Source organism: Lichenibacterium ramalinae (assembly GCF_004137085.1).
GTDB classification, from domain to species: domain Bacteria; phylum Pseudomonadota; class Alphaproteobacteria; order Rhizobiales; family Beijerinckiaceae; genus Lichenihabitans; species Lichenihabitans ramalinae.
The window spans coordinates 168,434-191,885 of sequence record NZ_QYBC01000001.1 but is presented as its reverse complement, the minus strand read 5'-3'; the positions used below and the strand labels follow the sequence as shown (position 1 = coordinate 191,885).

General features: G+C 69.6%; 21 protein-coding genes. 10 read left to right on the top strand and 11 right to left on the bottom strand.

What is annotated here, in order from left to right:
* Window positions 1–54: 54 nt before the first annotated feature.
* From D3272_RS00905 to D3272_RS00885, 5 genes are all read left to right on the top strand, one after another.
* Window positions 55–621, top strand: a complete 567-nt coding sequence (locus D3272_RS00905) for an HNH endonuclease (RefSeq protein WP_129217195.1) — start codon at window positions 55–57, stop codon at window positions 619–621.
* A 106-nt stretch (window positions 622–727) separates the two neighbouring features.
* A complete protein-coding gene (locus D3272_RS00900; protein ID WP_129217194.1) occupies window positions 728–3,091 on the top strand; it encodes an efflux RND transporter permease subunit in 2,364 nt (787 codons plus the stop codon).
* A gap of 213 nt (window positions 3,092–3,304) precedes the next feature.
* Window positions 3,305–4,744, top strand: a complete 1,440-nt coding sequence (locus D3272_RS00895) for a TadA family conjugal transfer-associated ATPase (protein WP_129217193.1) — start codon at window positions 3,305–3,307, stop codon at window positions 4,742–4,744.
* Window positions 4,741–5,733, top strand: coding sequence for a type II secretion system F family protein (locus D3272_RS00890; RefSeq protein WP_245496303.1), 993 nt, complete (start codon window positions 4,741–4,743; stop codon window positions 5,731–5,733). The genes D3272_RS00895 and D3272_RS00890 overlap by 4 nt, the downstream gene beginning before the upstream one ends.
* Before the next feature lie 82 nt (window positions 5,734–5,815).
* A complete protein-coding gene (locus D3272_RS00885) occupies window positions 5,816–6,793 on the top strand; it encodes a type II secretion system F family protein (RefSeq protein WP_129217192.1) in 978 nt (325 codons plus the stop codon).
* Window positions 6,794–6,939: 146 nt separating this feature from the next.
* Here the strand turns inward: D3272_RS00885 and fumC are convergent, their stop codons facing one another.
* A complete protein-coding gene (gene fumC, locus D3272_RS00880; protein ID WP_129217191.1) occupies window positions 6,940–8,352 on the bottom strand; it encodes a class II fumarate hydratase in 1,413 nt (470 codons plus the stop codon).
* A 283-nt stretch (window positions 8,353–8,635) separates the two neighbouring features.
* Between fumC and D3272_RS00875 the strand changes: the two genes are divergently transcribed.
* Entirely contained in the window at window positions 8,636–9,115 is a 480-nt protein-coding gene (locus tag D3272_RS00875) for a cupin domain-containing protein (protein ID WP_245496301.1), read from the top strand.
* A gap of 7 nt (window positions 9,116–9,122) precedes the next feature.
* Here D3272_RS00875 and D3272_RS00870 read toward each other — a convergent pair whose 3' ends face one another.
* On the bottom strand, window positions 9,123–9,962 hold the full coding sequence (locus D3272_RS00870) for a tetratricopeptide repeat protein (protein WP_129217190.1): 840 nt from the start codon (window positions 9,960–9,962) through the stop codon (window positions 9,123–9,125).
* Between the two features lie 114 nt (window positions 9,963–10,076).
* Here D3272_RS00870 and D3272_RS00865 point away from each other — a divergent pair, with 114 nt between their 5' ends.
* The gene (locus tag D3272_RS00865; RefSeq protein ID WP_129217189.1) at window positions 10,077–11,456 is read left to right on the top strand and encodes a leucyl aminopeptidase family protein; all 1,380 of its coding nucleotides are present in this window, start codon (window positions 10,077–10,079) and stop codon (window positions 11,454–11,456) included.
* Window positions 11,453–11,806 carry a 4a-hydroxytetrahydrobiopterin dehydratase gene (locus D3272_RS00860; RefSeq protein ID WP_129217188.1) on the top strand — a complete coding sequence of 118 codons (354 nt, stop codon included), beginning with the start codon at window positions 11,453–11,455 and terminating at the stop codon, window positions 11,804–11,806. The genes D3272_RS00865 and D3272_RS00860 overlap by 4 nt, the downstream gene beginning before the upstream one ends.
* A gap of 166 nt (window positions 11,807–11,972) precedes the next feature.
* Here the strand turns inward: D3272_RS00860 and D3272_RS00855 are convergent, their stop codons facing one another.
* The 5 genes from D3272_RS00855 to D3272_RS00835 all read right to left on the bottom strand — a co-directional run bounded on the left by D3272_RS00855 (window position 11,973) and on the right by D3272_RS00835 (window position 17,736).
* Window positions 11,973–13,061, bottom strand: coding sequence for an ABC transporter ATP-binding protein (locus D3272_RS00855; RefSeq protein WP_129217187.1), 1,089 nt, complete (start codon window positions 13,059–13,061; stop codon window positions 11,973–11,975).
* A gap of 89 nt (window positions 13,062–13,150) precedes the next feature.
* Window positions 13,151–14,497 carry an alpha-glucosidase/alpha-galactosidase gene (melA, locus tag D3272_RS00850; RefSeq protein ID WP_129217186.1) on the bottom strand — a complete coding sequence of 449 codons (1,347 nt, stop codon included), beginning with the start codon at window positions 14,495–14,497 and terminating at the stop codon, window positions 13,151–13,153.
* Window positions 14,498–14,596: 99 nt separating this feature from the next.
* A complete protein-coding gene (locus D3272_RS00845; protein WP_129217185.1) occupies window positions 14,597–15,913 on the bottom strand; it encodes an ABC transporter substrate-binding protein in 1,317 nt (438 codons plus the stop codon).
* A gap of 37 nt (window positions 15,914–15,950) precedes the next feature.
* Window positions 15,951–16,823, bottom strand: coding sequence for a carbohydrate ABC transporter permease (locus tag D3272_RS00840; RefSeq protein WP_129217184.1), 873 nt, complete (start codon window positions 16,821–16,823; stop codon window positions 15,951–15,953).
* 7 nt (window positions 16,824–16,830) lie between these two features.
* Window positions 16,831–17,736, bottom strand: coding sequence for a carbohydrate ABC transporter permease (locus tag D3272_RS00835; protein WP_129217183.1), 906 nt, complete (start codon window positions 17,734–17,736; stop codon window positions 16,831–16,833).
* Window positions 17,737–17,946: 210 nt separating this feature from the next.
* On the opposite strand from D3272_RS00835, the gene D3272_RS00830 reads away from it, so the two are divergent.
* The gene (locus D3272_RS00830) at window positions 17,947–18,978 is read left to right on the top strand and encodes a LacI family DNA-binding transcriptional regulator (RefSeq protein WP_129217182.1); all 1,032 of its coding nucleotides are present in this window, start codon (window positions 17,947–17,949) and stop codon (window positions 18,976–18,978) included.
* A 198-nt stretch (window positions 18,979–19,176) separates the two neighbouring features.
* On the opposite strand, the gene D3272_RS00825 is transcribed toward D3272_RS00830, so the two are convergent.
* A complete protein-coding gene (locus tag D3272_RS00825) occupies window positions 19,177–19,905 on the bottom strand; it encodes an HAD family hydrolase (RefSeq protein WP_129217181.1) in 729 nt (242 codons plus the stop codon).
* A 261-nt stretch (window positions 19,906–20,166) separates the two neighbouring features.
* Between D3272_RS00825 and D3272_RS00820 the strand changes: the two genes are divergently transcribed.
* Window positions 20,167–20,628, top strand: coding sequence for a DUF1236 domain-containing protein (locus D3272_RS00820; protein WP_129217180.1), 462 nt, complete (start codon window positions 20,167–20,169; stop codon window positions 20,626–20,628).
* 120 nt (window positions 20,629–20,748) lie between these two features.
* Here the strand turns inward: D3272_RS00820 and D3272_RS00815 are convergent, their stop codons facing one another.
* The 3 genes from D3272_RS00815 to denD are packed head-to-tail and all read right to left on the bottom strand — an operon-like array spanning window position 20,749 to window position 23,391.
* Complete coding sequence (locus D3272_RS00815) at window positions 20,749–21,498, bottom strand: SDR family oxidoreductase (RefSeq protein ID WP_129217179.1); 750 nt, start codon at window positions 21,496–21,498, stop codon at window positions 20,749–20,751.
* Window positions 21,499–21,514: 16 nt separating this feature from the next.
* A complete protein-coding gene (locus D3272_RS00810; protein WP_129217178.1) occupies window positions 21,515–22,405 on the bottom strand; it encodes a DMT family transporter in 891 nt (296 codons plus the stop codon).
* On the bottom strand, window positions 22,402–23,391 hold the full coding sequence (denD, locus tag D3272_RS00805; RefSeq protein WP_129217177.1) for a D-erythronate dehydrogenase: 990 nt from the start codon (window positions 23,389–23,391) through the stop codon (window positions 22,402–22,404). The genes D3272_RS00810 and denD overlap by 4 nt, the downstream gene beginning before the upstream one ends.
* Window positions 23,392–23,452: the final 61 nt, after the last annotated feature.

The window sequence follows — 23,452 nt, the reverse complement described above, 5'->3', positions numbered from 1 at the left end:
GGCTTCGGCGAAACTCCTGAAAGCCACGACGGTCACGGCCGGGGAGGGGAGTTGATGGGGTTCCACAGGTCCACCCCCGAACTCTGCACCCTGGTGCTCAATGCCGACATGCAGCCCCTGAGCTGGGGGCCCCTCTCGGTTTGGGCCTGGCAGGATGCCCTGGTGGCGGTGCTGCAAGGTCGCGTGCACCAGGTTTCGAGCTACGACGTCGAAGTCCACTCCGCCAGCCAATCCTTCCGCATCCCCTCGGTCATCAGCCTCAAGAAGTATCACAAGCGCAACCGCATCTCCTTCACGCGCTATCACGTCTTCCTGCGTGACAGTTTCCGCTGCCAATATTGCGACAAGCGGGAAGAGAGCACCAACCTGACCTTCGACCATGTGGTCCCGCGGGCCCGCGGCGGCACCACCTGCTGGACCAACATCGTCACCTGCTGCGCCAAGCACAACCTGCAGAAGGCCGACAAAACGCTGAAGCAGTCGGGCCTCACGCTGCGCCGCATGCCCTTCGAGCCGACGCCCGTCCAGCTCGACAGCATCGCCCGGCGCCAGCCCATCCCCGACAACCTGCACGAAACGTGGCTCGACTACCTGTATTGGGACTCGACGCTGGAGCCGTGACGCGCCACACCATCCCGCGAGCGGGACGACGCGCTGCCGCGCCCCCAAAAGGCCGCGGCGGCGCGCCACCATCGGGGTCCCCGCCACGCTTCGCAGGAGTCGTGTTCTGAACGCGCCAACGCCCACCGGCCGCCCGCCCGCGCAACACCGGCGGCGCGTCGCCATCGCCTTCGGGGCCGAGCGGATCGGTCTGCTCGGTCTCCGCTTCCCCGCCGTCGCCGCCGTGCTGCTCGTGCTGCTGGCGGTCGGCGCCGCCTTCGGGGTGACGCGGCTGCAGGTCGACGATTCGCTGAGCCAGCTGTTCCGCTCCGACACGCCCGAGTTCCACCAGTTCGAGGACGTGACGCGGCGCTTCCCCTCCAACGAATTCGACGTGCTCGTGGTGGTGACGGGCCAGGACCTGCTCGCCCGCGAGCCCCTCGGCCACCTGCGCAATCTCGTCACCGACCTGCAGCTCGTCGACGGCACCACCGGCATCATCTCGATGTTCTCGGCCCGCCAGGCCCCCGAGCCCGGCCACAGCGTGCCGCCGGCCCTCTTCCCCGAGCCGCTGCCGGACGGCGCCGGCTACGACGCGCTGATCGCCAAGGTGAAGGCCAACGACATCATCCGGGGCAAGCTCCTGTCGGACGACGGGGACCTCGCCCTCGTGGTGCTGTCGCTCGACCCCAAGAACGAGGGGCATTACGCCGGCACCATCGCCGAGATCCGCAAGACCGTGCACGACGACCTCGCCGGCACCGACCTGCAGGGCGAGCTCAGCGGCGTGCCGGTCATGCAGCTCGAGATCCGCGACGCCGTCGAGCGCGACCGGGTGCTCTACAACGCGGTGGGCTTCGCGGCCGGCTGCCTCATCGCCATCCTGTTCTTCCGCCGCGTGTCCTTCATGGTGGTGGCGGCGGGTCCCCCGCTGATCGCCATCCTGCTGGCGCTGGGCACGCTGGGCTGGCTCGATTTCCGGCTGAACATGTTCCTCAACGTGATGACGCCGCTCATCATGGTGATCTCCTTCTCCGATTCGATGCAGCTGACCTTCGCGGCGCGGGACCGGCTGATGGCGGGGGAGAGCAAGGCCCAGGCCTTCCGCAACGCCGTGCTGGTGGTGGGGCCGGCCTGCGTGCTCACCCACGCCACCGCCGCCCTGTCCTTCACGGCGCTGCTGTTCACCAAGTCCGACCTCATCCGCACCTTCGGCGAGGCGGGGCTCATCTCCACCGTCATTGCCCTGCTCGCCGTGCTCATCCTGGTGCCGCTGCTCGGGCTGCTTCTGGTGCGCAACGTCGACCGGCTGACGGTGACGAGCCGCGGGTCGGATGCCGGCGTGCAGGCGCTGCGGCGTTTCTGCGCCTTCGTGGCGGCCCGCATGGTCAGCCACCCTGGCCTCTACAGCGCGATCGCCGTCGTGGTGGTGGCGGGGCTGGGCCTCGCCTACGCGCATCTCCAGCCGAGCTATCGGCTGGCCGAGCAGGTGCCCGACAAGGAACAGGCCGTGCAGGCCAGCGGCAAGCTCGACAAGGAACTCACCGGCGCCAACCCGGTCGACGTCCTGGTGGAACTGCCGCCCGGCCAGACGCTCTACACGCCCGAGACGCTGGCCGTGATCGCGGCCGTGCACGCCACCGTCGAGAAGCAGGCCGGCCTCGGCAATGTCTGGTCGTTGGAAACGCTGCGGCGCTGGCTGGCCCAGAAGGCCGGCGACGACAGCGTGGCGACGCTGCAGCGCTACGTCGGCTACCTGCCGAAATACCTCGTCCACCGCTTCGTCGACGAGAAGGAGGATGCCGTGCTGGTGTCGGGCCGCATCCCCGACAGGGACGCCAGCCAGCTGCTGCCCGTGGTCGACGACCTCGACCACAGCCTCGACGCCGTGCGGGCGCAGCATCCCGGATACACGGTGGCGGTGACGGGCCTCGCCGTCATCGCGGCCCGCAACAGCGCCAGCATGATCGACAAGCTGAACCGCGGCCTGACGCTGGAATTCCTGCTCGTCGCGGTGTTCATCGGGCTCGCCTTCCGCTCCGTCGTGGTGGCGGTGGCGGCGGTGCTGCCCGGCATCTTCCCGGTGGTGGCGTCGGGCTCGCTGCTGCTGCTGCTCGGGCAGGGGCTGCAGTTCGTCAGCGTCGTCGCCCTCACGGTCTCGTTCGGCCTGGGGCTCAGCGCCACGATCCACTTCCTCAACCGCCTGCGCCAGGAGGACGACCCGGCGCAGGACCCGGCGGTGGGCGTCGAGCGCGCCACCGTGCTGATGGGGCCGGCGCTGATCCTCACCTCGGTGGTGCTGGCCTGCGGCCTCGCCGTCACGGTCTTCTCGGACCTGCCCTCGCTGCGGCTCTTCGGCTGGCTCAGCTCCTTCGCCATGCTGGCGGCCCTCGTCGCCGACTTCCTCATCCTGCGCCCCACCATGACCTTCCTGGTCACGCTGGCCCGCCGCTTCGGGCGGGGACGGATCGGCACGGTGGCGACCGACTGACGCGGGCCCGGCGACGGCCGGGGAAGGCGCCCGTGGGCGGGGGTGCCGTGCCCCCTCCGTCCCGGCCTCGCCGGCGCGCGGCGCGATCCGCGCGTCGCGACCGCATCCGATCCTTTCCGTGTCCGAAACGGTAACCATTCTCCGCCACTCTGCCGCAAGGTTCGGGTCCCCGCGCGAGGGACGCCCGGGCGATGCGAGAGGGGATGTCGCAGGATGTTCGGACGACGCGCGTCCGCCGGTGCCGCTCCGGCCCCGGCCCCGGCCGCCCAACCGAGGGGGGAGCCTGCCCCGCCCGGCGGGAGCTACAGGCCGACCCTGGTCTCGTCGGCACCACCGCCTCCGGCACCCGAGGCGCGGCGGTCCGACGACTATTACATCATCAAGAGCACGATCTTCTCGGCCCTGATCGAGGCGATCGACCTGTCGCAGCTGTCCAAGCTCGACGCCGAGACGGCCCGCGAGGAGATCCGCGACATCGTCAACGAGATCATCTCGTTGAAGAACGTCGTGATGTCGATCGCCGAACAGGAGGACCTGCTCGACGACATCTGCAACGACGTGCTCGGCTATGGGCCGCTCGAGCCGCTGCTGGCGCGGGACGACATCGCCGACATCATGGTCAACGGGGCCAACAAGACCTACATCGAAGTCAACGGCAAGATCCAGCTGACCAACATCCGCTTCCGCGACAACGGCCAGCTGATGAGCATCTGCCAGCGCATCGTCAGCCAGGTGGGCCGGCGCGTCGACGAATCGTCGCCCATCTGCGACGCGCGCCTGATGGACGGCTCCCGCGTCAACGTCATCGCGCCGCCCCTCGCCATCGACGGCCCCGCCCTCACCATCCGAAAGTTCAAGAAGGACAAGCTGACGCTCGACCAGCTCGTCAAGTTCGGCGCCATTTCGCCCGACGGCGCCGAGGTGCTGAAGGTCATCGGCAAGGTGCGCTGCAACGTCCTGATCTCGGGCGGCACGGGCTCGGGCAAGACGACCCTGCTCAACTGCCTGACCAACTACATCGAGCACGACGAGCGGGTGATCACCTGCGAGGACGCGGCCGAACTGCAGCTCCAGCAGCCCCACACGGTGCGGCTCGAGACGCGCCCGCCCAACCTCGAGGGGACCGGCGCCATCACGATGCGCGACCTCGTGCGCAACTGCCTCCGCATGCGGCCGGAACGCATCATCGTGGGCGAGGTGCGCGGACCCGAAGCCTTCGACCTGCTCCAGGCCATGAACACCGGCCACGACGGTTCCATGGGCACGCTCCACGCCAACTCGCCGCGCGAAGCCCTGAGCCGCTTGGAATCCATGATCACCATGGGGGGCTTCTCGCTCCCCTCGCGCACCATCCGCGAGATGATCGTGACCTCCATCGACATCGTCATCCAGGCGACGCGCCTGCGCGACGGGTCGCGCCGCATCACCCACGTCACGGAAGTCCTGGGCCTCGAGGGCGACGTCATCATCACCCAGGACGTGATCCTCTACGACATCCTGGGCGAGGACGCGCAGGGCAAGCTCAAGGGACGCCATCGCTCGACCGGGATCGGCCAGCCGCGCTTCATGGAGCGGGCCCGCTACTACGGGGAGGACGAGCGGCTCGCCGCCGCCCTCGACCGGGCCGATCCCAAGGAGGTGGGCCGGCTATGACCATGGCGCTCCCGGCCGTCAGCCCGCACATGGTCGTCACCTACGGGCTCGGCCTCGTGGCGCTCGCCTGCGTGCTGTTCGTGCTGAGCCCCTACCTGTCGGGCGACATCAAGGCCGAGAAGCGCCGCGTGGCGGTCGCCACCCCGCGCACCAAGCGCTCGACGGACCGCGTCGTCGATGCCGCCAGCCGCCGCAAGCAGGTTTCCGACAGCCTGAAGGAGGTCGAGCAGCGCGGCAAGGCCAGGAAGGCGACGCTGGAGATCAGGATCCAGCAGGCCGGGCTCGACTGGAGCCGGCAAAGCTACCTCGTGGGCTCCGGCATCGCCGCCGTCGTGCTCGGGGCGCTCGTCTACATCGTCGAGGACAGCATCGCCATCGCGGCCGCGGCGGCGCTCGTCGCCGGCTTCGGCCTGCCGTCCTGGATCCTGAACCACCTGAAGAAGCGGCGGCTCGCCAAGATCATCAACGAGTTCCCCAATGCCGTCGACGTCGTGATCCGCGGCATCAAGGCCGGGCTGCCGCTCGGCGACTGCCTGCGCGTCATCGCGTCGGAGGCGGCCGAGCCGCTGCGCTCCGAGTTCCGGCGGGTGGTGGAGGCCCAGACCATGGGGCTCAGCGTGGGCGAGGCCGTGGAGCGCATGGCCGAACGCGTGCCCATCACGGAGACGAACTTCTTCGCCATCGTGATCGGCATTCAGCAGAAGGCGGGCGGTAACCTGACCGAGGCGCTCGGCAACCTGTCGCGCGTCATCCGCGAACGCAAGAAGATGAAGGGTAAGATCAAGGCCGTGTCGTCGGAAGCCAAGGCTTCCGCCGGCATCATCGGCTGCCTGCCCTTCGTCGTCGGCACCTTGGTCTGGGTCGTTTCGCCCGACTATATTTCCCTGCTGTGGACCACGTCCACGGGCCGCATGATGATGGCGGCTGGTTTGTTCTGGATGAGCATCGGCATCTTCGTCATGAAGAAGATGATCAACTTCGACATCTGACGCGGCCAGCGCATCACGGCCAGGAGCCGGGGGCGGCCGAGGAGCGCCGGAGCACGGCCGGGAGCGGCAGGAGGCGGGAACCATGATGGACGAGATCTACGGCAGGCTGTCGGACCAGCACTTCATGGCCGGCCTGCTCGCCGCCATCGCGGCGGCCGCCACCATCATCACGCTCGTGATGCCGATGCTCGAAAGCGACACGCTGGGCAAGCGGATGAAGCAGGTCTCGTCCGAACGCGAGCGCATCCGGGCGCGCGAGCGCGACAAGATGGCCAAGGGCGGGAAGGCCAACCTGCGCCCCGAGGCCAAGGCCTTCATGTCGCGCATCGTCGAGGGGTTCAGCGCCTCCAAGTGGCTCGGCACCGACACCGCCAAGCAGAAGCTCGCCATGGCGGGTTTCCGCGGCCACGGCGCCGAGGTCACGTTCCTGTTCTTCCGCCTCGTCGCCCCCGTGATCGGCCTGGCGCTGGCGCTGGCCTACGTGCTGGTCCTGGCCTCGCCGGACATGTCGATCGGCTTCAAGCTCGGCATCATCCTCGGCGGCGCCTATCTCGGCATCAAGGCGCCGGAGATCTCGCTGTCGAACACGATCTCCAAGCGGCAGAAGTCCCTGCGCCAGGCGTTCCCCGACACGCTCGACCTGCTGCTGATCTGCGTCGAGGCGGGCATGTCGCTCGAACATGCGGGGCGCAAGGTCGCCTCCGAGATCGGCACCCAGTCGATCCCCATGGCGGAGGAGATGACCCTCACCATGGCGGAGATGTCCTACCTGCCCGACCGCCGCCAGGCCTTCGAGAACTTCGCCGGCCGGACGGGGCTCGAACTCGTGAAATCGCTCGCCACCGTGATGATCCAGTCGGAGAAATACGGCACGCCGCTCGGCGCCGCGCTCCGCGTGCTGTCGCAGGAGGGGCGCGACACCCGCATGATGGAGGCTGAGAAGAAGGCCGCCTCGCTGCCTCCCAAGCTCACCGTGCCCATGATCCTGTTCTTCCTGCCCGTGCTCTTCGTCATCATCGGCACGCCCGCCGTGCTCCAGGTGATGGCGGTGGCCAAGTAGGGGGGAATGCGCGCCGGCCCGGGCCGGCGCGCGTGGTCGCCCTGTCAGAGGTCGTGACGGGATCGAACGCGGGGCGGAAGGCCCTCGCCCGAAGACGCCGAGACAGGTCTCTTCGTCTTGGGACGCGGGCCTTCGGTCACGGATTCTCAGCCGGCGAGCGGGTGCGTCATGTCGCCGGGGCGGACCCAGGCGTCGAAATCCTCGCCCGACACGCCGAACTTCATGGCGGCATCGCGCAGCGTCATGTCCTCGCGATAGGCCATGAGCGAGATCTTGGCCGACGTCTCGTAGCCGATATGCGGGTTCAGCGCCGTCACCAGCATCAGCGATCCGTCGAGGTTCTGCTTGATCTTGCGCAGGTTCGGCGCGATGCCGACCGCGCAGAAGCTGTTGAAGGCGTGCAGCCCGTCCGACAGCAGCGCGATCGACTCCAGGATGTTGTGCAGCATCACCGGCTTGAAGACGTTGAGCTGGAAGTTGCCCTGGCTGCCGGCGAAGGCCACGGCATGGTCGTTGCCGAAGACCTGCACCGCCACCATGGTGAGGGCCTCGCATTGCGTCGGGTTGATCTTGCCCGGCATGATGGAGGAGCCGGGCTCGTTCTCCGGGATGGTGAGTTCGGCGAGGCCGGCGCGCGGGCCGCTGGCGTACCAGCGCACGTCGTTGGCGATCTTCATGCAGGCGCCGGCGAGCACCCGCAGGGCGCCCGAGGCCGCCACAACCGCATCGTGGGCCGACAGGGCGGCGAACTTGTTCGGCGCCGTCACGAAGGGGTGGCCGGTTTCGCGCGCGATCATCGCCGCCGCCACCTCGCCGAAGCGCGGGTGCGTGTTGATGCCGGTGCCGACCGCGGTGCCGCCGAGCGCCAGGGCGTAGAGGCCGGGCAGGGACCGCCGCACGCCGTCCAGCGCCTCGTCGAGCTGGGCCACCCAGCCGGAGAAGACCTGTTCCAGCGTGATGGGCGTCGCGTCCTGGAGGTGGGTGCGGCCCACCAGGATGACGTCGGCGCCCGCGGCGCCCTTCTCGGCGAAGGTGTCGCGCAGCGCCGTCACGGCCGGCACGAGCCGCGCCGCGATGTCCTCCACCACGGCGATGTGCATGGCGGTCGGGAAGGCGTCGTTGGAGGACTGGCCGCGGTTGACGTCGTCGTTGGGGTTGATGGGCTTCTTCGAGCCGAGCTGCCCGCCGGCCTTGCGGATGGCGAGGTTGGCGATCACCTCGTTGGCGTTCATGTTGGTCTGGGTGCCCGAGCCGGTCTGGAACACGACCAGCGGGAACTCGCCGTCGTGCTGGCCGTCGATCACCTCCTGGGCGGCGGCCGCGATCATGTCGACCTTGTCGCCGGGCAGCTGGCCGAGCTCGCCGTTGGCGAGGGCGGCGCATTTCTTCAGCACGCCGAGCGCCCGGATCACCGAGCGGCCCCAGGTGAACCGATCGGTGCCGATCGGGAAGAAGGTCAGCGAGCGCTGGGTCTGGGCGCCCCACAGGTGGTCGGCGGGCACCGGCACCTCGCCGAGGGAGTCGCGCTCGATGCGCATGGTGTCGGAGGCTGCGGTCATGACGGGCACCCTGGATGGCCGGGAGGGGACGGGAACACGCCGTGGCTTTAGCGCCTAAACGGCGGCCGATCCAGACGGGCGTCGCGCGGGCCCCGCCGCCCGAGGCGCCCGGCGCCCGCCACCGCGACGGACGTGGGGTTTGCGAAGGTTGTCGTTAACATTGAAGTAGGTTCATCTGTTGTCGAGCGCTCTATACTGTTGCGGTCGAGGGCCGCGCATCTATGGTGGATGGCGTGGGGGCCGAGAGGCCTATTGATCGTTCTTCGTCGAACAGGAGCCTCGCGTGCCGGCCACCGCCATCGTCCACGGCCAAACGTCCGTCGAGTTGAAATCAGCGCCGATCCAGCCCGACTGGATCCGCGGCGGCAACCCCGTCGCCCGCAACGCCGAGTTGTCGCGCAGCGACGACCGCACCGCCTGCACGCTCATCTGGGACTGCACGCCGGGCCAGTTCGAGTGGCGCTACGACATCGACGAGACGATCCACATCCTCGAAGGCTCGGTCGTGCTCGACGACGGCGTGGCGCCGGCGCGGCGGCTCGGCCCGGGCGACGTCGTCTTCTTCCCCGCCGGTGCCGTCGTGCACTGGACGGTGGAGACCCACGTGCGCAAGCTCGCCTTCTTCCGGCGCCAGTTGCCCAAGCCGCTGGCGCTCCTGTCGCGGGCCGCGCACGGGCTGCGGGATCGCCTGCGCCGGCCCGCCGGCCAGGACGGCTTCGTGCCGTCCGAGCCCATGCCGGCCCTGCAGCGCGCCGAAGCCTGATCCGCCCTCAGCCGGCGGCCGGCCCCGGCGCCGGCCGCACCGGCACGCGGGACGGCCCGCCCTGGCCGACGCCGCGCCAGCGCGCGTCGCTGGCGATCATCTGGCGGATGGCGTCGACGCTCGCCGTCGCATCGGACGGCGACAGGTCGGTGGCGGCCACGCCCTCGGCCTGCTTGAACTTGCCCTCGAGCGACAGGACGAGGGCGAAGTTCTGCCGCACCCGCATGTCGGCCCGGGGATCGGCGGCGGCGAGCTTCAGGATGTCCTCCGCCCGGGTGAGGTCCTTGGCGAGCGCATAGGACAGGCCGAGGTTCGACAGCACCGTGGGCTCGCCCGGCCGCAGCTTCAACGCCGCCTCGTAATAGTTCACGGCGCCCGGATGGTCGCCGAGTTGGTCCGCCACGGAGCCCTGGGCGGACAGCACCGTCCAGTCCGGCTTGTCCGGCGTGTGGGCCCGGCCCAGCACGTCCATGGCTTCGCGCGGGCGCCCGGCATCGGCCAGGGCCTTGCCGTAGGCGGCCAGCAGCGACAGCTCGCTCGGGTGCCGGGCGACGGCGGCCTCGAGCACGGCCGTCGCCTGGGCATATTGGGTGAGGGCGCGCAGGCCCCGGGCATAGTTGATGGCCGCCGGGACGTCGCCGGGGTCGGCGTCGTGCTTGCGGCCCCAGGTGGCGGCGTAGTCGCGCAGTGCGGCCTGGCCCTGGGGCAGGGGGGCGACGGTGAGGGCGATGGCGCCCGTCTGGTCCTGGTCGGTGGTGCAGCCGGCCAGGGAGGCCGCCAGAGCCAGGGCCGTCAGGAGTCCGCGCCCGCGGTTTGCTCCCCCCCGAAACACGGCATAGCTTGGCATGGCTGCGGCGGCCTTCCTGCTCCGGATCGGGACGATCCTCGATCGGGACGGTGATAGGTCGTCAACCCTAACGCACCGTTAACCGGCCCTGGCCGGTCGCTGGAGCTCCCCCGCATGTCGCTGTTCGCCGATCCCGACGCCGCCTCGACCCCGATCCACTGCATCGCCAAGGACGCGTGGCCGGCGGCGGCGGAGCGCCTCGAGCCGGGGGCCGCGGCCTTCGCGGCCGCGCTCGGCTTCGAGGGCAAGCCCGGCCAGCGGGCCATGCTGCCGGGTGCCGGCGGCCGGCTCGGCGCCGTCCTCTACGGGGTCGAGCCGCCGGACGCGCGCCTGCACGACCCGCTGGCGCCGGGCCAGCTGGCGACGCTGCTGCCGCCCGGCACCTACCGCTTCGCCGAGCCCGGGCCCGCGCGGCCGGACCTCGCCGCCCTGTCCTGGCTGCTGTCGGGCTACCGCTTCTCGCGCTACAGGAGCGCCCCGCCCGAAGGCCCGCGGCTCGTCGCGCCCGCCGGGGTCGATGCCGGGCGGCTGGAGCGGATCGCCCGCGGCATCACGCTCGCCCGCAACCTCGTCAACACCCCAGCCAACGACATGGCGCCGGATGCGCTGGAAGCCGCCGCCCTCGACCTCGCCCGCCGCCACGGCGCCAGCGCCCGCACGGTGCGGGGCGAGGTGCTGGAGCGCGACTTCCCGCTGATCCATGCCGTGGGCCAGGCCGCCCACCAGCCGCCGCGGCTCGTCGACCTCGCCTGGGGGCCGGCCGATGCCCCCACGGTGACGCTCGTCGGCAAGGGCGTCACCTTCGATACCGGCGGGCTCGACATCAAGCCGGCGTCCGGCATGGCGCTGATGAAGAAGGACATGGCGGGGGCCGCGACGGCGCTGGGCCTCGCCGACATGGTGATGGATGCGGGCCTGGCGATCCGGCTGCGCGTGCTCCTGCCCATCGTCGAGAACGCCATCTCGGCCACGGCCTTCCGCCCCGGCGACGTCTATCGCAGCCGCAAAGGGCTCACGGTCGAGATCGGCAACACCGACGCGGAGGGCCGGCTCGTGCTGGCGGACGCCTTGACGCTGGCCTGCGAGGACAAGCCCGGCCTCCTCGTGGACTTCGCCACCCTGACGGGCGCGGCACGGGTCGCGCTCGGCCCGGACCTGCCGGCCTTCTACACGGACGACGAGGCGGTGGCGGCGGCGGTGACGCGCCATGCGGCCGCGGCGCACGACCCCGTCTGGCGCATGCCGCTCTGGCGCCCCTACGATGCCCTGCTCGACGGCACCGTGTCCGACCTCAACAACGCGCCGGGCGGCTCCTTCGCGGGGTCGATCACGGCGGCCCTGTTCCTCGACCGCTTCGTCGCGCCCGGGGTGCCGCACCTCCACTTCGACCTCTACGGCTGGAACCCCACCGCCAAGCCGGGCCGCCCGGACGGGGGCGAGGCGCAGACGGCGCGCCTGCTCTTCGACCTCCTGGCCGAACGCGCCGTGCCGTGACGGACGGGCTGGCGGACCGGGCCTGCGTGCCCTGCCGGCGCGGCGCCCCGCCCCTGGCGCGGGACGAGGCCGAGCGCCTGGCCGCCCGCGTTCCGGCCTGGACCGTGTCGCCGGACGGCACGCGCCTGTCCCGCCGCCTGACCTTCGGGACCTTCGCCGAGGCCCTGGACCTCGTGGTCCGGGTTTCCGCCCTCGCCGAGGCCGAGAACCACCATCCCGACATCGCCTTCGGCTGGGGCTACGCCGAGATGTCGCTGACCACCCACGCCATCGGCGGCCTGCACCTCAACGACCTCGTGATGGCGGCCAAGATCGACCGGCTGGCCCGGCCGGAGCGAGCGCCGCGCTGAGGCGTCCCGACGAGCGAACACGCCCGCCGCAGCGGCGACACGGCTCTCGCGTCGAAGCGGAGGCGGTGTCGCCCGAGGCCCAGGCGGCCCGACCTGTGTCCTGTCCTCGCCGACACGCACCGGCGCTCGCCGCGTGATCCGCTCCACGGGCTCCGGGCTTCGACGGTCAGGGTCGCAGCGTCTCGCCCTCGCCGTCGAAGACGTGGGGGTGGCCGCCGAACGACAAGGGCATGAGGGTGCCGGGGGTGACGGCGAGCCGCTCGGCCGCCGTCATGATCAAGGCCTGGTGATCCGACGTCGTCGCGTGCACGAGGGTCGAGCCGCCGAGGTTCTCCGTGATCTCCACGCGGACCGTCAGCATCGGGTCCGCGGCATCCCAGCGGAGCGTTTCCGGACGCAGCCCCAGCGTGACCGGCTCGCCCGATCGCACCTCCCGTCGAAACGGACCCGGCACGTCGATCTCGGGCCCCGTGCAGGCCGGGCAGGACAGGGTCAGCTGGTCGGGGCCGCCACGGATCACGCGGGCCGGCAGGAGCGCCATGCGGGGGCTCCCCAGGAACCCCGCGACGAACAGGTTGCGCGGCCGGTCGTAGAGTTCGGACGGCGAGCCGGTCTGCTCGACCAGGCCGTTGCGCAGCACGACGATCCGGTCCGCGAGGGTCATGGCCTCGACCTGGTCGTGCGTCACGTAGATCATGGTCGCGCCGATCGCCTGGTGCAGCCTGGCGATCTCCACGCGCATCCGCGTGCGGAGCTCGGCATCGAGGTTCGAGAGCGGTTCGTCGAACAGGAAGATCTTGGGTTTGCGCACGATGGCCCGGCCGATCGCCGCCCGTTGGCGCTGCCCACCGGAAAGCTGCCTGGGTTTGCGGTCGAGCAACGGCTCGATCCGCAGGATGCGGGCGGCCTCCTCGACACGGCTCCTGATCTCCGCCCTGGGGACCTTCTTGATCTGCATGCCGAAGGCGATGTTGTCGAACACGTTCAGATGCGGAAACAGGGCGTAGGATTGAAACACCATGGCGATGTGGCGTCGCGCCGGATCGGCGTGGGTCACGTCCTCGCCGTCGATGGCGATCGTGCCGCCCGAGGTCTCCTCCAGCCCCGCGATCATCCTGAGCAACGTGGATTTGCCGCAGCCGGACGGGCCGACGAAGACGATGAACTCGCCTTTTCGGGCTTCGATCGACACGCCCTTGATGACTTGGACGATGCCGAACTGCTTGGTGACTCGGTCGATGCTGAGGAATGACACGGGGCTTGGACCCTCTGGTCTCGCGCGTTTCCGGGGTCGGTCCGAGGAAGCGGGCCTGGCGGCGCTCCCCCGGGCTCTGCTCGATCGGTTCAGGCGCGCGCCCATCGCGGCAGCCAGTCGCCGTGGGCGGCGGTCAGCTTGTCGACGAGGCTCCAGATCTGGTCGAGATCCAGCTCGGCCGCGGTATGGGGGTCCATCATGGCGGCGTGATAGATGTGCTCGCGCTTTTCCGTCACGAGCGCCTTCACGGTCAGCTCCTGGACGTTGATGTTGGTGCGGATCAGGGCCGTGAGCTGGGTCGGCAGCTCGCCGATGTAGGTCGGCTGGATGCCGTTCCCATCGACGAGGCACGGCACCTCCACCGCACAATTCTGCGGCAACGAGCTGATGCAGCCGTTGTTGCGCACGTTGCCGTAGATGACCGAGGGCTCGCCCGTCCATACCGAGTTGATGATGGACGAGGCATATTCGTGGCTCTCCCCGACATCGAGGCTCTGGTTGCCGAGCGCTCGCGATTCCTCCTTCCACCGGGCAATCTGCTCGACGCATCGCTTGGGATACTCATCCAGCGGGATGCCGAACTTCTCGATCAGGTCCTCGCGGCCCTGCTTGATGAACCAGGGCGTGTATTCGGCGAAATGCTCGGAGCTTTCGGTGACGAAATAACCGAGCCGCGTCATCATCTCGTAGCGCACCTTGTTCGGGCAGCGTGGATTCCAGCTCGACGGCTTGGGGTAGCGGCCGTCGCGGTAGCCGGCCAGAAGATCGGGATAAAGGTCGCGATAGGACCCGTCCGGCAAGCGCCGCTCGAAGTTCAGGTAGAACGCCATGTGATTGATGCCGGCCGTGCGGTAGCGCAGTTCCGCGACCGGGATCTCCAGGTCGCGGGCAAGCTCGGCTGCGGTGTGCTGGACGGAATGGCACAGGCCGACCTGGCGGATGGAGGGGAATCTCTCGGCGATCGCCCAGGTGTTGATCGCCATGGGGTTCACGTATTGCAGAAGCACGGCGTTCGGGCAGACCTGCATCATGTCGGCGCAGATGGACCACAGGTGGGGCACGGTCCGCAGGCCGCGCATGATGCCGCCGATGCCGAGCGTATCGGCGATGGTTTGGCGCAGGCCGAACTGCTTGGGGATGTCGAAGTCGGTGACGGTGCAGGGCTCGAAGCCGCCGATCTGGAAGGCGACCACGACGAAATCGGCGGCGTCGAGCGCCTTGCGCTGATCCGTGTAGGTCTCGATCGTGGTGCCGGTCGAGAGTGCCCGCACGAGCTTGCCGGCGACGACCTCGCTTTCGGCCAGCCGTTCCGGATCGATGTCCATCAGGGCGATGACGGCATCCTTCAGGGCCGGGCGGTGGAGCACGTCGCCGACGATGTTCTTCATGAACGTCGTGGAACCTGCACCGATGAAGGCGATTTTGAGGCGGCGCATCTTTGAACTCTCCGGGCCAATCGTCTGCTGGTGGGGTGGGGGGCGAAGCGGCGGCGGCTTGCCGTCCGCTCCGGCCGTGGGCGGGGCGGCGCCGCGGGTTCAGAACATGCCGTCGACCTGGTCGTTGGCGTTCTTGAGGATCTGCGCCGGCTTGCCCTGGCCCAGCATGACGTTCTCGACGGCGGTCTTCAGGATCGCCGAGATCTCGGAGCTGTGATCCGTGATCGGGAACGGAAAGGTCGTGGCGGGTGTCGCCACCATGGTGAAGGCCGAAACGTTCAGCCCCTTGGCCCGATAGGCGGCCTCGGCCGTCCTGTCGGCCTCGGGGCGCGCCGGGAACACGACGCCCGAGGCGCCGACCAGCGTCTGGCACGCGGAGCCGCCCAGGTACTTCACCCACTTCCAGGCTTCGTCCTTGTGCTTGGAGCCCGACCAGATGCTGTCGGCGAGGCCGTTGAACATGGAGCGGCGACCGTCAGGTCCCTTCGGCACCGGCGCGAAGCCGAAGTCGGCCTTGGCATTGTCCCGGTAGGCGGCGATCATCCACGAGCCATCGGGCACGAGAGCCACCTTGCCGGCCGAGAACAGGGCGACGGCCTTGAGGTTGCCGAGGTTCTCCTGGCCGATGGCATAGCCCTGCTTGGAGGCGAGGTCGTGCAGCCACGTCAGCGTCTTGACCAGCGCGGGGCTGTCGTACTCGTAGGTCGTGCCCCAACGCTGGGAGATGTATTTGAAGCCGGCGGAGGCCGCCAGGAAGCTCCACTGGTTCTGGCCGTAGCCGTCGACCGGATCTGTCGCCCAGCCGTAGACGGCGACCTTGGACTTGTCGAAGCCGGGGTCAAGGCCATGCTTGCCGTTCCGGTCCACCGTGAGGCGGGCGACGACCTTGCCGAACGAGCCGCCGTTCTCGGGGTTCCAGTCGAGATCGCGCATCTCGTCTTCCGTCACGCCCGCATCGGCCAGCATCGCCTTGTTGTAGACCAGGGCGACCGTGTCCCAGTTTTTGGGCAGGCCCCATTGGTGAGCGTCCTTGTTCCAGTTCTCGGCCAAGCCGGGGAGATAGGACCCCATGTCGTAGGTGTCGGCCGCGATCCGGGGCGTCAGGTCGGCCAGGATGTCGTTGGCGAGAAACTCAGGAAAGCGGGTGATGTGGTTCACGAAGACGTCGGGCGCGGTGCCGGCGACGAAGGCCGTGTTGAGCGTCGTCCAGTAATTGTCCCAGCTGTCCTGGGTGATGTGGATCTTGATGCCGGGATTGTCGGCTTCGAACCGATCCGCGCATTGTCGATAGATCGGCGCCTGGTTGCCGTCCCACATCCAGTACTCGACGGTGACGTCCGCAGCGCGGGCCGGCGCCGCGCCCATTATCGTCACGGCCGTGCAGGCCAAGAGCGCTGCGCGCCTGAAAGTCCTCATGCGATGTTTCCCCCTCTTGATCCGGTATTGTCCGGAATCATTTCATCCCGCTGGTCTGCAGCGATTCGACGATCTGCCGCCCGAACACGACCAGCATGACGAGGACCGGGATGGTCGACAGCGTCACGGCAGCCATCAACCCGGTCCAATCGGGCGTGCCGCGGCCGGTCTGGCTGATGAAGTCCGCCAGAGCCACGGCCATGACCCGGACATCCGGATCGCGTCCCACCAGGAACGGCCAGAAGAAGTCGTTCCAGGAGTTGATCGTCAACAGGATGGCCAGTGTGGCGATCGGTCCCTTCTGGATCGGCAGGGCGACGCGCCAGAAGATCTGGAAGGCGGAGGCGCCTTCGAGGCGGGCCGCCTCGTCCAGTTCCTTGGGCGCCGTCATGAAGAACTGCCGCAGGAAGAAGACCGCGAAGGGCGTCATCAGGATCGTCGGCGCGACCATGCCGGCGAAGGTGTTCAGCAGGCCGAGGTCCTTCACCAGGATGAAGTTGGGAATGAACAGCACGATGCCGGGGATCATGGCGGCGGCCAGGAAGGCGAAGAACAGCAGGTCCCGGCCGGGAAACCGCATCCGCGCGAAAGCATAGCCGGCCAGCGCCGAGAAGAAGATCTGCCCGGTGACCGTCAGGACGGTGTAGATCAGGCTGTTGCGCAACGCGACGGTGAAGTCGATCGGCGCGGCGCGGAAGGCCGTCAGTTGGATGTCCGACGGCAGGCCCATGACGCGCAGGACGTTGCCGAACGTCAGCGAGGTCATGCCCAGCCGCTCGGCATCGCCGAAGACGTCGGTGGGGTAGGACAGGCCGATCTTCAGCGACATCCACAGCGGAAGCAGCGACAGGACCACGAACAACGCCAGGATGGCGTAGCCGAGAAAGGCCTGGGGAGACAGCTTGGTCATGGCGGCCTCAGTCGAGATCGGAGTGATCCGCCCTCAAGAGGCGCATCTGCAGCAGTGTGACCAGGATCAGGACGGAGAACAATGTCACGGAGATCGCCGAGGCGTAGCCCATCTTGTGGAACTTGAAGGCATTCTCGTAGATGTACCAAAGGATGGCCCGGGTGGACTGGGCCGGGCCGCCTTCGGTCGTCACCGCGATGACGTCGAAGACTTGGAAGGACCCGACGAGGCTGGTGACGAGGACGAAGGCCAGCACCGGGCGAAGCAACGGCAAGGTGATGCGGCGGAACATGCTCCATTCATCCGCGCCCTCGAGCCGCGCCGCCTCGTAGAGATGCTTCGGGATCGCCTGCAGGCCGGCGTAGAACAGCAGGGCGGTCAAGCCGGTGTTGCGCCAGATCGAGATCGCCGCGACGGAGGCCATCGCCTCGTCGGGAGAGGACAGGAAGCCTTGCCGCGGAAGGCCGACATGAGCCAGCCAAGCATTGGTCAGGCCCAGGATCGGGTCGAGCAGCAGCATCCAGACGAGCCCGGCTACGACGTTGGACATGAGGTAGGGCGCGATGATCACCGCCCGAAGTGCGACCGACCGCGCGAGCCTGTCGGACAGGACCGCCAGCAACAGGCCGAGCGCCGTCTGCAGCGGGATGTTGTAGAGGACGTAGGTCAGAGTCACCCAGGCCGAATGCCAGAAGGCCGGGTCGCCGATCATGCGCCTGTAGTTGGCGAGGCCGACGACGTTCGGGGCGCGGAGCAGGCTCCAGTCGGTGAGGCTGATCTGGAACGCCCTCACCGTCGGCAGCAGGTAGAAGGCCAGGAACCCGACCGTGGCGGGCGCCACGAACAGAAGACCCGCGATCGCCTCCCTTCGCCGCCGGCCAGCCCGCGTGACGACCCTCGTCTTCGCCGCCATGAACTCCCCCCCGAGATTGGCGAAAAATGCCCGCGCCGGCGCACCTGACACGTTTTAGTTCATTAAATGCGTGTTACTAACACGTGTTAGTAGAAAGCTAATGGCGTCCCATGTGGGGTGTCAAGCGTGTTTCGCCCTTGTGGGCGCGCCCCGACGACGATTGAATGGGTGCCGTAGGGTCGACCATCCCGCCAGACGCCCGGAGAAGACGTGAGTCGACCTCGCATCACCAGCCACGACGTCGCGCGGCGAGCGGGCGTGTCCCGCACCACAGTGTCGCTCGTCCTCAGCGGTTCGGGACGGGTGGCGCTCAGCCCCGAGACACGGAAGCGGGTGATGCGTGCCGCCGAGGATCTCGGCTACAAGCCCAATTCCGCGGCGCGCATGCTGGTGAGCGGCAACAGCGAGACGATCGGTCTCGTGGTGTCCGATCCGTCGATCCTCCTCGTCGACGCCTTCATCCCGCAGATCCTCTACGGGATCGAGCGAGCCAACCGCGAGATGGGCTTCCACGTCCTGGTGGAGGGGCTGGGGGCGGAGGAGCGGCCGGGCGCCTACGACCACCTCGTCGAGTCGCGGCGCATCGATGGGCTGATCGTGCTCAACCCGCGCGTCGGGGACGAGGCGCTGGTGTCGCTGATCGAGAAGGGCTTTCCACTCGTTCTGGTCGGCTCCGTCCGGCACAAGGACGAGGTGTCGGTGACGTTCACGACGCGAGCGGCGATCGGCGCGGCCGTGGAGCATGTCGTGGCGCTGGGGCATCGCCGGATCGGCGCGGTCACGTTCTCGCCGCGGGGCTACACGTCGCGGGATGCGCGGCTGGCCGCGCTCGGGGCCGCCATGGTCGGGCACGACCTTCACCTCGACGAGGACGCCATCACGGACGGCAACTTCAGCGCCGAAAGCGGCCATCGGGCGGCGACGACCCTGCTTGAGCGACGCCCCGACCTCACGGCCGTGTTCGCCGGCAACGACACGATCGCCATCGGCGTGCTGAGCGCGGCGCGGGCCCTGGGCCGCCGCGTCCCGGAGGACCTGTCGGTGGTGGGCTTCGACGATCTTCCTTTCGCGCCCTGGCTCACGCCTGCCCTGACGACCATCCGCACCGATGGGGTGCGGCAGGGAACCATCGCGGCGGAGATGCTGTTCGCCCGGCTCGGTCATGCCGCGCTGCATCCGCCGCGCGTCCGGCTCGAGCCCGAACTGGTCCTTCGCCGATCGACCGGCCCGGCCCCGGACTGAGCCGGGCGCCGCGGTCCGTCGCCGGCACGGCCTGTCCGGCATCGGCCTCCGACACGCACCGTGCCGCTGGCGGCGCACGATCGGCTGAACCGCGCCGCGGACGGGCCGAGGCCCGGAGCCGTATCGGCTTTCCCGGAGTCGCCTTCACGGCTCCAAGCCGATGAAAACGTCTCGATCCGAAGCTGGAGCGGAAGCGCTCTATGCCGTGCCCGACAGCCTGTCGACCAGGGCCGGCAGGTCGGCGATGCCGTCGATCACGTGGTCGGCGAGCGGCGCCAGCTCGTCGCGCCGCGCCGGCCCGGTCAGCACCGCGATGGCCACCGCTCCGGCGGCGCGGGCCGAGACGAGGTCGAGGTGGCTGTCGCCCACCATGCCGATGCGTCCCGGCGCGACGCCGGTCGCCGCCGCGAAGGCCAGCACCATGCCGGGGTCCGGCTTCCCGCCATGGCCCGTGTCGTAGCCGGCGATGAAGTCCATGTGGGCGTCGAGACCGAGAGCGGCGAGCTGGCGCCGCGCGCTGGCTTCGCCGTCGTTGGTGGCGAGGCCGAGCTTCAGGCCGCGGCCCTTCAGCGCCAGCAGCACCGCCTCGGGCGTGCCGATCGGCGCCAGCGCCCGCAGCGTCGCGTCGGTGAAGGCGGCATTCATCTCGTCCAGCAGCACAGCGTCGTCGCTCCGCCCCAGGGCTTCAGCCCACAGGTGGACATAGGTGTCGGGCGCGCCCGCGATCAGCGGCGAGGACGGGGCGAAGCGCAACGCCGCGACATCGTAGTGCATGGCCTCGGCCAGCCGCGCCACGGCCGCGGCGTCGCCGCCGCCGAGCGCCAGCATGACGGCGTGGCCGGCGCGGCCCCAGGTGAGGTCGAAATCGACGAGCGTGCCGTCCTTGTCGAAGAGGAGCGCGGCGAGGGGGGCGGGCGGAACGTGCATGGCGCCGCACTAGCACGGCGGTCCGGCGGGCCGCCAGGGCCGGAGGCGGCGGCCGCGGATGCATCGGGGAGGACAGAGTGGGGGCAAAGCCCTCCCCGACGGCCACGGCGCGGGTGGGGCGCGCGGCGTGACGTCATCGATTTAACGTGGGAAAAAATCCCACGCAAGGGGTGTCTCCACCGGCGACTGCACAAAATCAAGGCGGTTAGGAACCAAAAATCTGGCGTTACGTTGGTCGGCTAGGCGAACAAGGAGTTCTTCATGCGCAATACCATCATCGTCGCCGTCTTCGCCGCCGCGACGCTCGCGGCCCCCATCGCCGTCCAGGCCCAGGTCGTGAACGGCACCGTCAACGGCGCGCAGCGCGGCGCGGCCCAGGGCGAGAACGCGGCCGGCCCCGTCGGCGGCATCGTGGGTGGCGCGGTCGGCGCCGGCGTCGGCGCCGTCACGGGTGCCGTCGGCACCGCGACCGGCATCGTGGGAGACGTGCTGGGCGTCAACGAGCGTCCGCGTTTCCGTGAATACGTGGTCCGCGAGCACCGCCCGTCGTTCCACTACGCCGAAAGCCTGCACCCCGGCGTCGTGCTGCCGCGGGAAGGCGTGACCTATTACGAGGTCCCGACCGAATACGCGACGAAGCCCGGCTATCGTTACACGGTGGTGAACGAGCGTCCCGTGATCGTCGATCCCGCCACCCGTCGGGTGGTCGAGATCATCGAGTGACGGCGGGCCAGGCCCTCCAAGGTCACTGACATACGGGTCAGGCGACGTCGGGCCCCATGGCTCGACGTCTTCGACTTGGAATACCCGACGCCCCGGACCTCGTCCGGGGCGTTCGCGCGTTCAGCCGCGGCCCACGTAGGGCATGGTGGTGGCCAGGATCGTCATGGACTGGACGTTGGCGTCGAGCGGCAGGCCCGCCATGTAGACCACGGCATCGGCGACATGCTTCACGTCGAAGGTCGGCTCCGGCTTGATCGTCAGGTCGGCCTGCAGCACGCCGCCCTGCATCTTCGCCGCCATGGGCGTCAGCGTGTTGCCGATGTCGATCTGCCCGACCGCGATGCCGTATTTGCGGCCGTCGAGCGAGGCCGCGCGGGTGAGGCCCGTCACGGCGTGTTTCGACGCCGTATAGGGGGCTGAGTTCGGCCGCGGCATGGTCGACGAGATCGAGCCGTTGTTGATGATGCGGCCGCCGCGGGGTTCCTGCGCCTTCATGATGCGGAAGGCCTCCTGGATGCACAGGAAGACGCCCGTCACGTTGGTGTCGATGACGCCGCGCCACTGGTCCAGCGTGAGGTCCTCGAGGTCGACGGGGGGCGCGTTGGTGCCGGCGTTGTTGAACAGCACGTCGAGCCGCCCGTGGTCGGCCTTCACGGCGGCGAACAGCGCCGCGACCGAACCCGGGTCGGTGAGGTCGGCGGGGACCACGGCGGCCCGGGGCCCGATGACGCCCGCCACCCGCTCCAGCGCGTCGCGCCGGCGGCCCGTCAGCACGGTGGTGAAGCCCGCGGACGCCAGCGCCACCGCCACGGCTTCCCCGATGCCCGATCCCGCACCCGTCACGAGTGCGATGCCCTTGCTGTCCGCCATGGCGGTTCCTCCCCCTCTATGTCGTTGCCGCGCGCCGCCGCTCGGACCAGACCAGACCCAGGCTGCCCGCAACGATGAGGGCGGCGCCCGCGACCGTGCCGGGGCCGGGGATGTCGGCCCAGATCGCGTAGCCGTAGACCCCGGCCCAGACAAGCCCGGTATATTCGACGGGGGCCAGGGCCGAGGCCGGCGCGTAGCGGAACCCTTCGAACAGCAGGTATTGCCCGAGCCCGCCGACGAGGCCGAGGCCCAGCATCAGGGCGAGGCTGGCGGGGTCGGGGCTGCGCCACAGCCAGAACAGCGGAGGCAGGGAGCCGGCGACGAAGATGGCGTTGCTGGACAGCATCTGCACCAGGGTCGAATCCGTGCGGCCGATCCAGCGCACCAGCACGGTGCTGGTGCCCCAGCAGGCGGCGGCGGCGAGCGCCGCCACGGCCGGCCCAGGCTGCAGCGCCCCGAGGGGACCCGCCGCCACCGCCACGCCGGCGAAGCCCGTGCCCACCGCGCCCCAGCGCGCCGCCCCGACGCGCTCCTTGAGCACCAGGGCCGAGAGCGAGACCGCGATGACCGGCGCGGCGAAGTACAGCGTGGTGATCTCGGCGAGCCCCATCCGCGCCGCCGCCGAATAGAACAGCAGCCAGGCGACCAGGATGAGGAGGCCCCGCAGCGCGAGCGGCCCCTTGTTGCGGCTGCGGGCGGCGCTGCGCAGCAGCCGCGGCCCGCCCCCTGCCGCCAGCGTGATGCCCACGATGACGAGGGAGCGCAGGAACAGGATCTCGGACACGGGATAGCCGGCGACCAGCCACTTGACGACGGCGTCCTGCAGCGAGAACAGCGAATAGCCGCAGGACGCCAGCGCGATGCCGGTGAGGACCGTGCCGCCGTCCGCGGCGGCCCCCTGCCTCAACCGCCCACGACCCCGCCGAGTTCGTCCTCGACATGGGCCCGCACGATGGCGTCGAAGCTCGTCTCGGCGCGGAAGCCCAGCGCTTCGGCCCGGCGCGTGTCGAAGTCCTGCGCCCAGCCCGCCACGATGCGGGCGATGGTGGGGTCGGGCTCGCGCCGGATCAGCGCCACGGCCTTGTCGCCGCCGACGCGCCGGAGCGCCGCGATCTCCTCGCCGACCGTGGCCGACAGGCCGGGCAGGCTGATGTTGCGCCGGTCGCCCAGCGCCGCCGTGTCGACCTCCGCGGCATGGACGAGGAAGCCCACCGCGGCCCGCGGGCTCGCGAACCAGTGGCGGACGTCCTCCGAAACCGGCAGCACCGCTTCCCGGCCGGCGAGCGGTTCGCGCAGGATGCCGGAGAAGAAGCCCGAGGCCGCGAGGTTGGGTTTGCCGGGGCGGATGCAGATGGTCGGCAGGCGGATGCCGATCCCGTCGAAGAAGCCGCGGCGGCTGTAGTCGGAGAGCAGGAGTTCGCCGATGGCCTTCTGGGTGCCGTAGCTGGTCAGCGGCGTCGTGAAGAACTCGTCGTGGATGCGGTCGGGGAAGGGGGCGCCGAAGACCGCGATCGACGACGTGAAGACCACGCGGGGCTTGTAGGGCGCCTTCAGGCCCTCCTGGCGGATCGCCTCGAACAGATATCGCGTGCCGTCGAGGTTGATGCGGTATCCCTTGTCGAAATCCGCCTCGGCTTCGCCCGACACCACGGCGGCGAGGTGGAACACGATGTCGGGCCGCCGCGCCACCAGCGCTTCGGCCTCGCCCGGCGCCGACAGGTCCGCCGTGACGGCCTCGGCACTGCCGGAGAAGCCCTCCGGCACCGCCGGCGGCACGACGTCGACGAGCGTCAGGGTGTCGATCGCCCGCCCGCCCGGCCCGCCGTCCCGCGCGAGCTTCGCCACGAGCTTGCGCCCCACCATGCCGGCCGCGCCGATGACCAAGATGTGCATGGACGTTCTCTCCCCTGGCGGCCTTCGGGCCGTGCGCCGTGACCCGGCATGGCCGCAGGGT

Bases quoted from the DNA above. Each gene is read 5' to 3' on its own strand.
- D3272_RS00865 (WP_129217189.1), top strand. From the start codon at position 10,077: ATGTCGCTGTTCGCCGATCCCGACGCCGCCTCGACCCCGATCCACTGC.
- D3272_RS00890 (WP_245496303.1), top strand. From the start codon at position 4,741: ATGACCATGGCGCTCCCGGCCGTCAGCCCGCACATGGTCGTCACCTAC.
- D3272_RS00840 (WP_129217184.1), bottom strand. From the start codon at position 16,823: ATGACCAAGCTGTCTCCCCAGGCCTTTCTCGGCTACGCCATCCTGGCG.
- D3272_RS00815 (WP_129217179.1), bottom strand. From the start codon at position 21,498: ATGGCGGACAGCAAGGGCATCGCACTCGTGACGGGTGCGGGATCGGGC.
- D3272_RS00845 (WP_129217185.1), bottom strand. From the start codon at position 15,913: ATGAGGACTTTCAGGCGCGCAGCGCTCTTGGCCTGCACGGCCGTGACG.
- D3272_RS00905 (WP_129217195.1), top strand. From the start codon at position 55: ATGGGGTTCCACAGGTCCACCCCCGAACTCTGCACCCTGGTGCTCAAT.
- denD (WP_129217177.1), bottom strand. From the start codon at position 23,391: ATGCACATCTTGGTCATCGGCGCGGCCGGCATGGTGGGGCGCAAGCTC.
- fumC (WP_129217191.1), bottom strand. From the start codon at position 8,352: ATGACCGCAGCCTCCGACACCATGCGCATCGAGCGCGACTCCCTCGGC.
- melA (WP_129217186.1), bottom strand. From the start codon at position 14,497: ATGCGCCGCCTCAAAATCGCCTTCATCGGTGCAGGTTCCACGACGTTC.
- D3272_RS00895 (WP_129217193.1), top strand. From the start codon at position 3,305: ATGTTCGGACGACGCGCGTCCGCCGGTGCCGCTCCGGCCCCGGCCCCG.
- D3272_RS00825 (WP_129217181.1), bottom strand. From the start codon at position 19,905: ATGCACGTTCCGCCCGCCCCCCTCGCCGCGCTCCTCTTCGACAAGGAC.
- D3272_RS00835 (WP_129217183.1), bottom strand. From the start codon at position 17,736: ATGGCGGCGAAGACGAGGGTCGTCACGCGGGCTGGCCGGCGGCGAAGG.
- D3272_RS00885 (WP_129217192.1), top strand. From the start codon at position 5,816: ATGATGGACGAGATCTACGGCAGGCTGTCGGACCAGCACTTCATGGCC.
- D3272_RS00820 (WP_129217180.1), top strand. From the start codon at position 20,167: ATGCGCAATACCATCATCGTCGCCGTCTTCGCCGCCGCGACGCTCGCG.
- D3272_RS00870 (WP_129217190.1), bottom strand. From the start codon at position 9,962: ATGCCAAGCTATGCCGTGTTTCGGGGGGGAGCAAACCGCGGGCGCGGA.